The organism is Carbonicoccus niuqiaonis (assembly GCF_050157065.1).
Classification (GTDB): Bacteria; Actinomycetota; Actinomycetes; order Propionibacteriales; family Propionibacteriaceae; genus Avipropionibacterium.
Genome location: NZ_CP189573.1, coordinates 610606 through 623413, shown reverse-complemented (window position 1 = coordinate 623413; position 12808 = coordinate 610606). Strand labels below are relative to the sequence as shown.

General features: G+C 70.0%; 13 protein-coding genes. 2 read left to right on the top strand and 11 right to left on the bottom strand.

Annotated features, from left to right (window positions below; all coding sequences use genetic code 11):
* Positions 1 to 133: 133 nt before the first annotated feature.
* From ACQBAU_RS02780 to dacB, 10 genes are all read right to left on the bottom strand, one after another.
* Positions 134 to 643 carry a DUF3180 domain-containing protein gene (locus tag ACQBAU_RS02780; RefSeq protein ID WP_465255280.1) on the bottom strand — a complete coding sequence of 170 codons (510 nt, stop codon included), beginning with the start codon at positions 641 to 643 and terminating at the stop codon, positions 134 to 136.
* A gap of 67 nt (positions 644 to 710) precedes the next feature.
* Positions 711 to 1268, bottom strand: a complete 558-nt coding sequence (folK, locus tag ACQBAU_RS02775) for a 2-amino-4-hydroxy-6-hydroxymethyldihydropteridine diphosphokinase (RefSeq protein WP_434548504.1) — start codon at positions 1266 to 1268, stop codon at positions 711 to 713.
* On the bottom strand, positions 1255 to 1644 hold the full coding sequence (folB, locus tag ACQBAU_RS02770; RefSeq protein WP_434548505.1) for a dihydroneopterin aldolase: 390 nt from the start codon (positions 1642 to 1644) through the stop codon (positions 1255 to 1257). The genes folK and folB overlap by 14 nt, the downstream gene beginning before the upstream one ends.
* A gap of 67 nt (positions 1645 to 1711) precedes the next feature.
* A complete protein-coding gene (folP, locus tag ACQBAU_RS02765; RefSeq protein ID WP_465255385.1) occupies positions 1712 to 2524 on the bottom strand; it encodes a dihydropteroate synthase in 813 nt (270 codons plus the stop codon).
* A 41-nt stretch (positions 2525 to 2565) separates the two neighbouring features.
* Entirely contained in the window at positions 2566 to 3201 is a 636-nt protein-coding gene (folE, locus tag ACQBAU_RS02760; protein ID WP_465255281.1) for a GTP cyclohydrolase I FolE, read from the bottom strand.
* Positions 3198 to 5315 (bottom strand): ATP-dependent zinc metalloprotease FtsH, encoded by a 2118-nt coding sequence (gene ftsH / locus ACQBAU_RS02755; RefSeq protein WP_434548507.1) that lies wholly within the window; start codon positions 5313 to 5315, stop codon positions 3198 to 3200. The genes folE and ftsH overlap by 4 nt, the downstream gene beginning before the upstream one ends.
* Before the next feature lie 183 nt (positions 5316 to 5498).
* Positions 5499 to 6050, bottom strand: a complete 552-nt coding sequence (hpt, locus tag ACQBAU_RS02750; protein ID WP_434548508.1) for a hypoxanthine phosphoribosyltransferase — start codon at positions 6048 to 6050, stop codon at positions 5499 to 5501.
* A 31-nt stretch (positions 6051 to 6081) separates the two neighbouring features.
* Positions 6082 to 7056: a tRNA lysidine(34) synthetase TilS gene (gene tilS, locus ACQBAU_RS02745; protein WP_465255282.1), complete on the bottom strand. Its 975-nt coding sequence runs from the start codon at positions 7054 to 7056 to the stop codon at positions 6082 to 6084.
* A 15-nt stretch (positions 7057 to 7071) separates the two neighbouring features.
* Positions 7072 to 8151, bottom strand: coding sequence for a zinc-dependent metalloprotease (locus ACQBAU_RS02740; RefSeq protein ID WP_465255283.1), 1080 nt, complete (start codon positions 8149 to 8151; stop codon positions 7072 to 7074).
* 15 nt (positions 8152 to 8166) lie between these two features.
* Complete coding sequence (dacB, locus tag ACQBAU_RS02735; RefSeq protein WP_465255284.1) at positions 8167 to 9615, bottom strand: D-alanyl-D-alanine carboxypeptidase/D-alanyl-D-alanine endopeptidase; 1449 nt, start codon at positions 9613 to 9615, stop codon at positions 8167 to 8169.
* A gap of 63 nt (positions 9616 to 9678) precedes the next feature.
* Between dacB and ACQBAU_RS02730 the strand changes: the two genes are divergently transcribed.
* Both ACQBAU_RS02730 and ACQBAU_RS02725 read left to right on the top strand, forming a co-directional pair.
* Positions 9679 to 10221, top strand: a complete 543-nt coding sequence (locus ACQBAU_RS02730; protein WP_434548512.1) for an inorganic diphosphatase — start codon at positions 9679 to 9681, stop codon at positions 10219 to 10221.
* A gap of 18 nt (positions 10222 to 10239) precedes the next feature.
* Positions 10240 to 11262: a TRM11 family SAM-dependent methyltransferase gene (locus ACQBAU_RS02725; RefSeq protein ID WP_465255386.1), complete on the top strand. Its 1023-nt coding sequence runs from the start codon at positions 10240 to 10242 to the stop codon at positions 11260 to 11262.
* Here the strand turns inward: ACQBAU_RS02725 and ACQBAU_RS02720 are convergent, their stop codons facing one another.
* A complete protein-coding gene (locus ACQBAU_RS02720; RefSeq protein WP_465255285.1) occupies positions 11263 to 12261 on the bottom strand; it encodes an acetylxylan esterase in 999 nt (332 codons plus the stop codon).
* Positions 12262 to 12808 lie beyond the last annotated feature (547 nt).

Sequence of the window (12808 nt, the reverse complement as noted above, 5' to 3'; positions counted from 1 at the left end):
CGGAATTCGCGGGACCTCGTGGGCCAGTCGCACCGTGTCCGTACGGATTCTGCCGCGCCCGGTCCGTACGGCCCCGATCGAGCCATGTCCGTACGGACCCGATCAAGCCCGTGTCCGTACGGACGCGAGTGAACTACAGCTCGCGATCGTCGGCGCCGGGGGTCCGGCACGCCCGCTGCAGGGCGCGACCGGCGATCACCATCAGCACCGAGCCGAGCACGCCCAGCCCGGCCACCACCACGCGGGCGAGCGAGACCGGCACCGCCACCCGGTCGACGTGGGACAGCGCGAACATCAACAGGAATCCGCCCAGCAGGGCGCCCCCGACCGTCGCCGTCTTGCCCAGCGTCAGCAGCCACAGCCCACGCGACGCGTTCACCCACTTGTGGTCGCGGTGGACCGCCTGCCACACAAAGCGGGCCCACACCGCGACCAGGGCACCGACCAGCCACAGGAACGCCGGAACGGTCCAGGGCAGTTCGGGGGCGGGGGCCTCGAACATCTCGAACAACCCCAACATCACCCAGCACAGGGCAGCCCCCAGGGCCGCCCACCCGGCCACGACGCCCCATCCGGTGATCCGGATCGGGTTGCTGGGTGGTGCCGGGGGTGGTGACGGCGGGGAGGCCGGCTCGTCCCTCATCGCGTGGCGGCCCTCATCGCGTGGCGGCCCTCATCGCGTGGCCGGCGTCAACGGCGGTCAGCGGTGGTCAGTCCTCGATCGACAGGTCGTTGCGCCGGACGATGCCGGACAGGTCGACGGTGCGGACCCGCTCGACGACGTTGCCGTGGCCCGGGATTTCTCCGCGCGGATCGACCTCGGCCCAGGGCACCAGCACGAACGCCCGGTCGTGGGCGAACGGGTGCGGCAGCGTCAGGTCGTCCTCGTCGACGGTGGCGTTGCCGACGATGATGAGGTCGACGTCGAGGGTACGGGGGCCCCAGCGCTCGGAGCGGTCCCGACCGTACGCGTCCTCGATCGCGAGCGCGCGCTCCAGCAGGGTCCGCGGCTCCAGCGTGGTCTCGGCGACGATGACCATGTTGAGGAACTTGGGGCTGTCGGCCGGGCCACCGACCGGCTCGGACTCGTACACCGAGGAGATGTCGACGACCATCACGTCCGGGGTGTCCTTGATGCCGTCGACCGCACCCTGCAGGTTGGCCAGCCGGTCTCCCAGGTTGGACCCGATGGCGTACACGACCTTGCGCAGCGGCTTCATGCCGCTCAGGGTGTCGGCATCGATCGCGTGGGGGTTAGGACTGCTCATCGGAGGTACTCCTTCTGACTGTGACGGCCACGTCGCCGAAGGGGACTGGCAACGGCGCGAACGGCTTGTGGACGGTGACCTCCACGACGGTGACCAACCGATGACCCAAGATCTGTTGGGCAATCCGTTCGGCCAGCGTCTCGATCAATTGCACGGGAGATGCCACGATAACCGACTCGACGGACTTGGCCAACGCCCCGTAGTCGACCGTCTCACCGAGGTCATCGGTGGCGGCAGCACGGCTCAGGTCGACCCAGCACACCAGGTCGACGACGAATTCCTGCCCGTCACGGCGTTCGTGCTCGAACACCCCGTGGTGGCCGACCGCCCGAATTCCGGACAGGGTGATCCGGTCACCGCGACCGTACTCACTCATCGATCACCTCCTGCCGTCGGTCTGCGCCGACCCTACCCGACTCCCGGGTGGGAAAACGCCTCCAATGTCACTGATCAGGGTGAACCACGGGTGAACGCCCGAGGCGTCGTACGGTTTCCACGGCATCCCGGTGCGGCCGGACCGTGTGGGTCCGGACACCCCAGACACCATTCAGGGCCAGATACGTGGTCAACGCCACACTGGCATCGTCTCGTTGCACGGCCGGACGAAGTTCTCCGTCGACGGCCAGCAGCCGGCCCAGGAATGCCTTGCGGGAAATGCCCCACAGCACCGGGAAGCCCAGGGCGGCGACCGGGTCGAGGTGGGTCAGCAGCTCCCAGTTGTGCTCGGCCGTCTTGGCGAACCCGACCCCCGGGTCGAGCACCAGCGCGTCCTCGGCCACCCCGGCGGCGAGCGCCCGCTCGACCTGGGCCGCCAACTCGCCTGCCACGTCGGCCGCGACGTCGCCGTACCGGGCCCGTTGTTGCATGTCGAGGGCGTGTCCGCGCCAGTGCATCAGCACGTAGCCGACGCCCAGCTCGGCCACCGTCGACAGCATGGCCGGGTCGGCCATCCCGCCGGACACGTCGTTGACCATCCGGGCCCCGGCAGCACAGGCGGCGGCCGCAACGGCCGGCCGCATCGTGTCGATGCTGATCGGGACCCCGGTCGCGGCCAGTGCCTCGATCACCGGCAGCACGCGCCGCAGTTCCTCGGCCTCGGTGGGCCGTTCGGCGCCGGGTCGGGTCGACTCGCCGCCGATGTCGAGCAGGTCGGCACCCTCGGCGACCAAGCGTCGGCCGTGGGCGATGGCGTCGACCGGTTCCAACCAGCGGCCGCCGTCGGAGAACGAGTCGGGGGTGACGTTGACGACCCCCATCACCACGGTGCGGTCCGGGCGCGGGAAGGTGTCGGTGGTGCTCACGACCGGGCGGTCCGGCCCTGCATGATCAACGACATCGCCTCGGCGCGGGTGGCCGGCGACTCGAGCTGGCCGCGGACCGCGGAGGTCACCGTACGGCTACCCGGCTTGCGGACACCGCGCATCGTCATGCACAGGTGCTCGCACTCGATCACCACGATCACCCCACCCGGGGCGAGGTGTCGGACCAGTGCGTCGGCGATCTCGGTGGTCAACCGTTCCTGCACCTGCAGCCGGTGGGCGAACACGCCGACCAGTCGGGCGATCTTGCTGAGCCCGGTGACCCGGCCGTCGGACCCGGGAATGTAGCCGACGTGGGCCACCCCGGTGAACGGCAGCAGATGGTGTTCGCAGTACGACCACACCTCGATGTCGGTCACCATGATCAGTTCCTGGTGTCCGATGTCGAAGGTCTTGGCCAGCACCTCGCCGGGCGTCTGCCGCATCCCGGCGAACAACTCCTCGTACGCCCGGGCGACCCGCGCCGGTGTCTCCACCAGCCCGTCCCGATCGGGATCCTCGCCGATGCCGAGCAGGATCTCGCGGACCGCCGCCTCGATCCGGGCGTGGTCGAAGGTCGCTCCGGCGACCGGGACGTCCTCGCTGCGCTGCGCGGATCGGTCGAGATCGGTCACGTCGTCACTCCCGGCCCCCGCGGACCGTCGGAGTCGGGCGGGTTCGATCCGCCGGCGGGCCCGTCCTCGCCGTCACCGGGCAGCCCGGTGCTGGGTCGGTGGCCGGGCGGCAGTGGCTGACCCGGGACGTTGATGACCTCGGTCGGCTCGTCGTCGTCGGCATCGGACCCGTCACCGCCGGCTCCGTTCTGCGAGCCGTTGGAACCGTTCTTGGGGGGCCGCACCGGCGGCAGTTCCGACGGGACCCGGTGCTCCGAGCCGGTCCACGCGGGACGGTGATCGCGCCTGATCAGCGGCTCGAAGATCTTCGCCACCTCGGCACGGTCCAGGGTCTCCTGCTCGAAGAGGGCCCGGACCAGGTCGTCCAGAACGGCACGGTTCTCCGACAAGATGTCGAAGGCCTCCTGGTGGGCGTTGTTGATCAGCTTCGACACCTCGGTGTCGACCACCGCGGCGATCGCCTCGGAGTAGTCACGCTGGTGCCCGAAGTCCCTGCCCATGAAGGGTTCCGAATCGCCCGACCCGAGCTTCACCGCACCCAACGCCTCGGTCATGCCGTACTCGGTCACCATCGCCCGGGCCAGGTTGGTGGCCTTCTCGATGTCGTTGCCGGCACCGGTCGTCGGGTCGTGGAAGATCAACTCCTCCGACGCCCGGCCGCCCATCATGTACGCGAGCTGGTCCATCAGCTCGGCGCGCGAGTTGGAGTACTTGTCCTGTTCCGGCAGCACCATCGTGTAGCCGAGGGCGCGGCCGCGCGGCAGGATCGTCACCTTGGTGACCGGGTCGGTCGTCGGCAGCGCCGCCGCCACCAGGGCGTGGCCGCCCTCGTGGTAGGCGGTGATCAACCGTTCCTTCTCGTTCATCAGGCGACTCCGCTTCTGCGGACCGGCGATGACGCGGTCGATCGCCTCGTCCAGCGAGGCGTTGCTGATCTGCTTGAGGTCCTGGCGGGCCGTCAGCAGGGCGGCCTCGTTCAGCACGTTCGCCAGGTCGGCACCGGTGAACCCGGGCGTCCGGCGGGCGACGGTGAGCAGGTCGACGTCGGAGGCCACCGGCTTGCCCATCGCGTGCACCTTGAGGATCTCGTGGCGACCCTTCAGGTCCGGCGCCTCCACCGAGATCTGCCGGTCGAAGCGGCCCGGCCGCAGCAGCGCCGGGTCCAGCACGTCGGGCCGGTTTGTGGCCGCGATCAGGATCACGCCGCCGCGGACGTCGAAGCCGTCCATCTCGACCAGCAGCTGGTTCAGCGTCTGCTCGCGCTCGTCGTGGCCACCGCCCATGCCGGCGCCACGGTGCCGCCCGACGGCGTCGATTTCGTCGATGAACACGATCGCCGGGGCGTTCTCCTTGGCCTGGTCGAACAGGTCACGGACGCGGGAGGCGCCGACGCCGACGAACATCTCGACGAAGTCGGAGCCGGAGATCGAGTAGAACGGCACCTGCGCCTCGCCGGCCACCGCACGGGCCAGCAGCGTCTTGCCGGTGCCGGGCGGGCCGTACAACAGCACACCCTTGGGAATCTTGGCGCCGACGGCCTGGAACTTGGCGGGCTCGGCCAGGAACTCCTTGATCTCCTCGAGCTCCTCGATCGCCTCCTCGCAGCCGGCGACGTCGGCGAAGGTCGACTTGGGGGTGTCCTTGTTGGCGACCTTGGCCTTGGACTTCCCGAACTGCATCACCCGGGAACCGCCGCCCTGCATGGAGTTCAGCAGGACGAAGAAGATGATGCCGATGACCACGATGGGCAGCAGCGACCACAGCAGGGTGCTCAGCACACTGGGCTGCGGATTCTCCCCGATCCACTTCTCCAGCGTCCCGTCGGCCACCCGCTGGTTGAGCCGTTCGATCAGCGCATTCGACTGCTCACCGACCCAGACCGACTTGACCTTGGTCTGCGCCTCGTCGTCGACCCAGATCCGGATCACCTGCTCGTTGTCGACGAGCTTGACCTCCTTGAGCTTGGCGTCGCCGTTGATGAGCGTGACCGCTTCGGAGGTCGAGACCTCGCGGTAGCCGTCGGCGGAGCCTGCCAGCTGGATGAGCAGGCCGATACCGATGACGGCCAGCAGGATCCAGACGAGCGGTCCGCGAAGGATGCGTTTGACGTTCATGACCTACCTGGGTTCAGGGCCTGGGAGCGCACAGCCGCGAGCGGTGTTCGAGTGGTTCGGTTCGAATGGCGTTCTGTTCAATTCGAGTGGTGCTCAAGGGGGAATCGTACATTGACCACCGAAAGAACCGGTCCCCCGCGTATCCACGGCCCGGCCCTGCCGCCGCCGGGGAACCTGCCGGCATCAGGAGTAGACATGCGGGGCGAGGGTGGCGACGCCCTTGAGGTTGCGGTAGCGGCCGCCGAAGTCGAGGCCGTAGCCGACCACGAACTCGTTGGGGATGTCGAAGCCGACGTAGCGCACGTCCACCCGGTTCTCCAGCGCCTCCGGCTTGCGGAACATCGTCATGATCTCGAGGCTGGCCGGCCCGCGGGAGGCCAGGTTCGACAGCAGGTACGACAACGTCAACCCGGTGTCGATGATGTCCTCGACGACCAGCACATGACGCTCCGAGATGTCGGTGTTGAGGTCCTTCAGGATCCGCACCACCCCCGACGACTTGGTGCCCGAGCCGTACGACGAGATCGCCATCCAGTCCATGTGGCAGTGGCTGTTCATCGCGCGGGAGAGGTCGGCCATCACCATCACGGCGCCGTTGAGCACCCCGATCAGCAACAGCTCCTTGCCGTCGTAGTCCTGGTCGATCTGCGCCCCCAGCTCCTGGAGTCGCCGCTCGATGTCGGCCTCGGTGTACAGCACCCGGGTGAAGTCGTCGCTCACGTGCTCAAGATCCACGGGCCCCAGCGTAGACCCTCCCCGTGACCGGTCAGTTCGAGGACACCCGCTCCGCAGGCCCGGTCCCCGCGGCCACCTCGACCCATCCCTGGCGCCGGGTGAGCCGGACCCCGGCGGGTGCCTGCAGCTCACCGAACCCGTGTCGCCGCGTGACCAGGTCGTCCGCGGCCAACAGGTGCGTGGCCGACAGGTTCTGGGCACCGTGCCGGAGCAGCCAGGCCTTCAGCACCCGCCGCCGGATCGCCGCCGGGTGGGGGCGCAGTTCCGCCACCGCCACCCGGGTGCGGGCCACGTCGATCAGCCCGGCCGCAAGCTCGTCGAGCGCATCGGCATCGTCCCGCAGCAGATCGGCGGTGCGGGCCAGTGCCTCGGTGATGCCTGGGCCGAGTTCCCGTTCCATGGTCGGCAGTACGACGCGCCTCGCCCGTACCCGCGCAAAGCCCTTGTCCGCGTTGTGCGGGTCGTGCCACGGCGTGAGACCCAGTTCGGCACAGGCCCGTTCGGTGACCGCGCGCCGGACCCCGAGGAAGGGCCGTCGGATGTTGCCGTGGTCAGACATCCCCGACAACGAGCGGGCACCCGACCCGCGAGCAAGGCCCAGCAGCACCTGCTCGGCCTGGTCGTCCATGGTGTGCCCGAGCAGGACGAGCCCCGCGAGCCCGGCCGCCTCGATGAGCGCCGCCCGACGGGCCCGGCGGGCAGCCGCCTCCGGCCCACCCGGACCGGTCACGGTGACCCGGACGACCTCGGCGGCAAGGTCGTACCGCGCCAACTGGTCGACGACGCCCGCCGCCACCGCGGCTGATCCCGACTGCAGCCCGTGGTCCACCACGACCACCGACACCGGGGTCTGCAGCACATCGCCCGCATGCGCCGCCGTGACCGCCAGAGCCAGTGAGTCGGGCCCGCCGGAACAGCCCACCACCCACGACTCGACCGGTTCGACCCCCACCATCACCTCGTCGACGAGTCGCTTCGTCGCCGGGCCGAGTGCCTTCCGTGCCACGTCTCGCCCTCCCCGTCAGCGGCGCGGCCGCACACGCTCGAGCCAGATCGCAGGATCCAGGATCTCCGCCATCGTGGGCAGCGTCTCGGGCGAGGTGAAGACGCGGTTGAGGCCGGGCATGCCGACCCGGGCGAGCACGGCGCGGCAGAACGAGGCACCCTCGCGGTACTGCCGCATCTTGGCCTCCATGCCGAGCACCCGGCGGGCCACGCCCTCCAGCCCGCCGCGCTGCCGGCGGCCGTTGAAGCGCTTCCGGATCGTCGACACCGACGGGATGACACCCGGCCCGACCTCGTCCATGATCACGTCGGCGTGCCCTTCGAGCAGCGACATCACCCCGGTGATCCGGTCGACCAGCTGCCGCTGTTCGGGGGTCTGCACCAGGTCGAGCAGCGACACCTCGGCAGTGTTGCCCGGACCCCCGTCCGTACCCCCGCCGGTGTTCGTGCCGGTGTTCGTGCGCCGCCCTCGGCCGGCCACGCCCCGGGCGACCAGCGCGAGGGTGTCGGAGTCGAGGTCGGTGACGGCGACGAGTTGGGCGATCCACTCGCGCAGGTAGGTGCGCAGCCACGGCTGTTGGCCGCCGGGGGCGTGGGTGAACTGCACCACGTGGGTCTGCTCGTGCAGGGCCACCCACAGCCGGAAGTCACCCGGGTGGACGTGCAGGTCACGTTCGGCCTGCACGATGTTGGGTGCGATCAGCAACAACCGGCCGGCCGGCTCGTGGTACGGGTCGTACTGGCCGAGGATCCGGCGCGACAGGTACGCCAACAGCACCCCGACCTCGATCCCGGTGAGCCGGGCCGTCAGCCGGGAGGTCGTCACCTCCCGCTCGGTCAGCGGTCGCAGCAGTTCCTCGAACGAGCCGACGGTCGCGTCGACCCAGGTCGGCCGGTCCACGATCAGCACCGGCGCCTCGTCACCGGCCACCCGGAGGCCGGTCACGTCGGTCACGTGGTCACGCGCCCGGGTGGCGGCGTCGCGGAGAGACGCGACGGCCGCGGTCGCCTCCTCGGCGGTCACCTCCGGCCCGGGCTTGGTGAGCCGCCGGGCCGTCGTCGCGGCCAGTGGCCAGTCCACCGTCGGGGAAGTCATGGGTCGACCCTACGGTCAACACCCACAGGCGGTGACCGCCGAGGTGACCCGGTCCAGGAACACCCGGTCGGGGAACGGCTCGCCGTCGTTGACGATGAAGGCGAACGCGACCGTACGGCCCGAGGCGGTCCGGGTGTATCCGCCGAGCGCGTGGACCTTGGTCAGCGTGCCGGTCTTGGCGCGGACCACACCCTGACCGGCTTCGGTACCGGGTGAGAAGAACCGGCCGCGCAGGCTGCCGTCGGCGGCGGCCAGCGGCAGCCCGGTGAGCAGGGAGCGGAACTGGGGCCGGGCGTCGTCGAGGCCGAGCAGCACGATCCCGGCGACCACGCGTGCCGGGATCGCGTTCTCCCGCGACATCCCCGAACCGTCGACGATGCGGGTCCCGTCGACCCACACGCCCAGCTCGGTCAGCCGTTCCCGCAGCGCCTGTTGGGCGTCGGCGATCGAACCGGAGCGGCCGTCAGCGCGACCGACGTGGCGGAACAGGACCTCGGTTGCGTCGTTGTCGCTGTGCCGCAGCACCGACTCCACGATCACGTCCAGGCTCTCCGACCTCACCTCGGCGACCGGGGTCGCGTCGGCCGGTGCCTGCTCGGCGGCGCCGGCGGTGGCGGTGATCCCGGCCCGGGCGAGTTCGGCGACGAAGGCCTTGGTCGCAGCCGCCGCCGGGTCGGCGTCGCGAGGTCCGGGGTTGCGCTTTTCGGTACGGGCGCCGTCGACCCACAACGCGTTGGTGGCGGCCACCTCGTCGCCGTACCGGGAGGGCCAGGTCGGGTTCCAGCCGGGCCCGGCGAACAGGGTCGCGTCGTGGCCCACCGTGACGGTGGTGACGCCCTCGGTCTTGAGTGCGTCGGCGACCTCCTTCGCCAGCAGTTCCAAGGAGGCGCGGTTCGGGTGGTCGGGGTCGGCCCGGGTGAGCAGGTACGGGTCGCCGCCACCGACCAGCACCAGGTGCGGGGGTGCGTCGGCACCGGCCGGGGTCGCCCGGACCACCGACGTGGTGAACCGGTGACCGGGGCCGAGGGTGTCGAGCACGCCGACCGCGGTCAGCAGCTTCATCGTCGAGGCCGGGATCATCGGGGTGTTGCCGCCGGAGTCGTACAACACCCCGCCGGTGCCGTCGAACACCACCCCACCGACCCGGCCGACGTCCGTACGGTCGACCGCCGCGATCCGGGCCGCCAGGCCTTGCGGGTCGATCTCGGGGCCCGAGGTCGCCGCCGGCAGCACCGGTGGCGGGGCACTGGGCGGCTCGGTGGTCGGCGCCGCCGTCGGGGTCGGTTCGTCGAAGGTGCCGGGTGACACGGTGGACGCGCCCCCGTCGACCCACAGGCCCGTCCCGTACAGCACGCGGGTGGCGGCGGTGGAGAAGGCGCCCGAGACCACGCCGAGGGCCAGCAGCACCGCCAGCGCAAGGGCGACGACACCCGCCACGAGGCGTCGCGGACGCGGTGTGGCCATGGTTCCTCCCCCGGGCGGTTAAGCTCTGATGAGCACCGCCCAGTCTAGAAGGAGACCCACCAGGTGACTGCACCGAACGCCCCGAGCAGCAAGTCGAAGAGCGGTTTGACCTTCGACGTGACGATCGAGATCCCGAAGGGGCAGAAGAACAAGTACGAGGTGGATCACGCCACCGGCCGGATCCGACTGGACCGTACGTTGTTCACCTCGACCCAGTACCCGGCGGACTACGGCTTCATCGAGGACACCCTCGGCCAGGACAGTGACCCGCTGGACGCGTTGGTGCTGGTCTCCGAGCCGACCTTCCCGGGTTGCCTGATCGAGTGCCGCGCCATCGGCATGTTCCGGATGACCGACGAGGCCGGCGGCGACGACAAGGTGCTGTGCGTGCCGGTGAGCGACCACCGTCGCGACCACCTCCGCGACCTCGAGGACATCCACGAGTACCTGCGCCTCGAGATCGAGCACTTCTTCAGCGTGTACAAGGACCTCGAGCCCGGCAAGTCGGTCGAGGGCGCCACGTGGGTCGGCGTCGACGAGGCCGAGGAGGAGGTCCGGGCGTCGTTCCAGCGACTCAAGGACAACCCCGAGCAGTTCAAGCACTGACCGTACGTGAGTGAAGACCTGATCGATCATCTGGTGTTGCCGGCCCCGTCCACCAATCGGGTGTACGCCGGGTCGGCGGCCGAGGTGCTCGGTGCCGAACTCGAGGTGGTGCTGCCCGGCATCGACCCGACGTCGATCGCGGTGACCGAGGTCGGCGGAGTTGATCATGTGGCGTTGCGGGCACCGACCGATGCCGCCGCGTTGGCGCGGGTGTCGGGGATCTGGATGGCGTACGAACGGGTCGCGCCCGATCTGCTGCGCCCGCTCACGCGCCCACGGGCGGACCTCCTCGACGAGGACCTGATCACGATCCCGCGCTACCAGGGCAAGACGAACGAGCAGTTCACCCGGCTGATGGTGAACCTGGCGATGGCGACCGTCGACCATGATCAGCTCGGCCGGGGCGGCCCGTTGGACGTACTCGACCCGATGTGTGGCCGCGGCACCACGATCTCGTGTGCCTGGCTGGCGGGCCACAACGGGTTCGGCGTCGAGAGCGACCAGTCGGCGATCGAGGCGCACGCCACCTTCCTGCGCACCTGGCTGCGCCGCAAGCGCCTCAAGCACAAGCTGACCGTGAACCCCGTCCGCCGTGACGGCAAGAACCTGGGCAAGCGGCTCGACGTGACCCTCACCCCACCCGGCCCCACCCTGCCGGATGCGTCGGCCTCGCTGACCGGAGCGATCATGCCCGGCGATGCCCGTGATTCCCTTGTCCTGTGGGGAAAGCGCCGGTTCGACGCGATCGTGACCGACACCCCGTACGGCGTCGTGCACGGCAGTCGTCGGGCCGGCTCCGGATCGCGTGACCGGTCGGCCGCCGGACTGCTGGCCGACGCCGTACCGCAGTGGGCCGACCAGCTCCGACCCGGCGGCGCGATGGTGATTGCCTGGAACACCCTCGGCCTCGCCCGCGCCGACCTGGTGTCGATCATGGACGACGCCGGGGTGACGGTCCACGACACCGGGCCGTGGCGCCGCTTCGCCCACCGGGTCGACAGCTCGATCCACCGCGACCTGGCCGTTGGCCTTCGCCGCTGATCAGGCCAGGCGTGGCTTCAACCAGTCGAGCAGCTGCTGCTTGCGGTAGTCGCCGCCGCCTTCGTGTCCGTTGAAGCTGTAGACCTGCATGTCCCGGTCGGTGACGTGGCCGTCGCCGTACCAGTTGTAGGCGGCGAAGCAGGTCGACGGCGGGCAGGTGGTGTCCATCAGCCCGACCGAGAAGCTGGTCGGCGCGGTCGCCCAGCGACCCAGGATCGCGCCGTCGAAGTAGGACAGCGTCCAGAACGCCGGTTCGACGTGGTCGCGGAACGCCTTCAGGTAACGGGCGATCTCCTCGTACGGCAGCGTGTTGACCAAGGTCGTGGCCCGCGGGAAGTCGCACAGGAACGGTACGTCCGGGGCGGATCCGACCAGCTCGATCCCTGTCAGGGCAGCCAGTCCGGCCACCGCGATGGTGATGCCACCACCCTGCGAACCACCGGCGACCGCGAGTCGCCCGGTGTCGCACTGCGGGAGCGCGGCCGCCACGTCGAGCAGCCGGAGGGCGTCGGTGTAGACGCGACGGTAGTAGTAGTTCTCCGGGTCGAGGATGCCTCGGGTCATCTGCCCCGGCACGTGGTTGGGCGCCGCACCGCGCGGGGTGTCGGGGGTGACCTCCCAGCCACCGCCGCCGTAGCTCTGGCCGCGGGTGTCGAGCACCAGTTGGGCGTAGCCGGCGAGGACGTACACGTTGTCGGCGTGCGGGAATCCGCGGCCACCGCTGTACCCCTTGTAGGTGGCGACCGTCGGCAACGCCTCGGTCGTGCCGGCGGGAACGTGCAACCACCCTCGCACCGGTGAACCGTCGAACCCGGCGAAGGTCAGGTCGTAGGTGTCGACCAGGGTGAGCCGGTTGTCGATCTGCTCGACGCGCAGGGCGAGGTCGTGGCCCCGGGCCTCGGCCAGGGTGCGCTCCCAGAAGGACTGCAGGTCATCGGGCACCGACAGGTCGGGCCGGTACGAGTGGAGCTTGTCGAGCGGGAGGTCGAAATGTGCCATGGCGGGAATCTTGGCAGAATTCGGACCGGGCCAGCACGCCGCTCACGCCGCGGTCCACCGATCCGAGTCGACCCGAGATCGAGAGGACAGTTGGAGAGGCCGAAACGCGGAATTCACCTCGCCGACCGCCCTCTCGGCGAAGCCAGACCTCGCCAACTGACCTCTCGGCGAAGCCGGACCTCGCCAACCGCCCTCTCGGTGGGCCCGGACGTTCCCGCGGGAACGTCTGACGTCGCGACGGGCCGGGAGGCTCGTAAAGATGGGCGCCACAGCGACACACCTGGACGCATGTGTCGCCGATGTCGCTCAGACGCCCTTCTGCACGAGCGCCCAGCTCGGTGACCACGTCCCCGGTCCGCCAACCCGAGTCGACCCGAGATCGAGAGGACACTTTGAGAGGCCGAAACGCGGAATTCACCCCGCCAACCGCCCTCTCGGCGAAGCCAGACCCCGCCAACCGCCCTCTCGGCGAAGCCAGACCTCGCCAACCGCCCTCTCGGTGGGCCCGGACGTTCCCGCGGGAACGTCTGACGTCGCGACGGGCCGG

Coding starts and splice junctions, on each gene's coding strand:
- ACQBAU_RS02780 (WP_465255280.1), bottom strand. CDS start 643: ATGAGGGACGAGCCGGCCTCCCCGCCGTCACCACCCCCGGCACCACCC.
- folK (WP_434548504.1), bottom strand. CDS start 1,268: ATGAGCAGTCCTAACCCCCACGCGATCGATGCCGACACCCTGAGCGGC.
- folB (WP_434548505.1), bottom strand. CDS start 1,644: ATGAGTGAGTACGGTCGCGGTGACCGGATCACCCTGTCCGGAATTCGG.
- folP (WP_465255385.1), bottom strand. CDS start 2,524: ATGGGGGTCGTCAACGTCACCCCCGACTCGTTCTCCGACGGCGGCCGC.
- ftsH (WP_434548507.1), bottom strand. CDS start 5,315: ATGAACGTCAAACGCATCCTTCGCGGACCGCTCGTCTGGATCCTGCTG.
- ACQBAU_RS02740 (WP_465255283.1), bottom strand. CDS start 8,151: ATGACTTCCCCGACGGTGGACTGGCCACTGGCCGCGACGACGGCCCGG.
- dacB (WP_465255284.1), bottom strand. CDS start 9,615: ATGGCCACACCGCGTCCGCGACGCCTCGTGGCGGGTGTCGTCGCCCTT.
- ACQBAU_RS02720 (WP_465255285.1), bottom strand. CDS start 12,261: ATGGCACATTTCGACCTCCCGCTCGACAAGCTCCACTCGTACCGGCCC.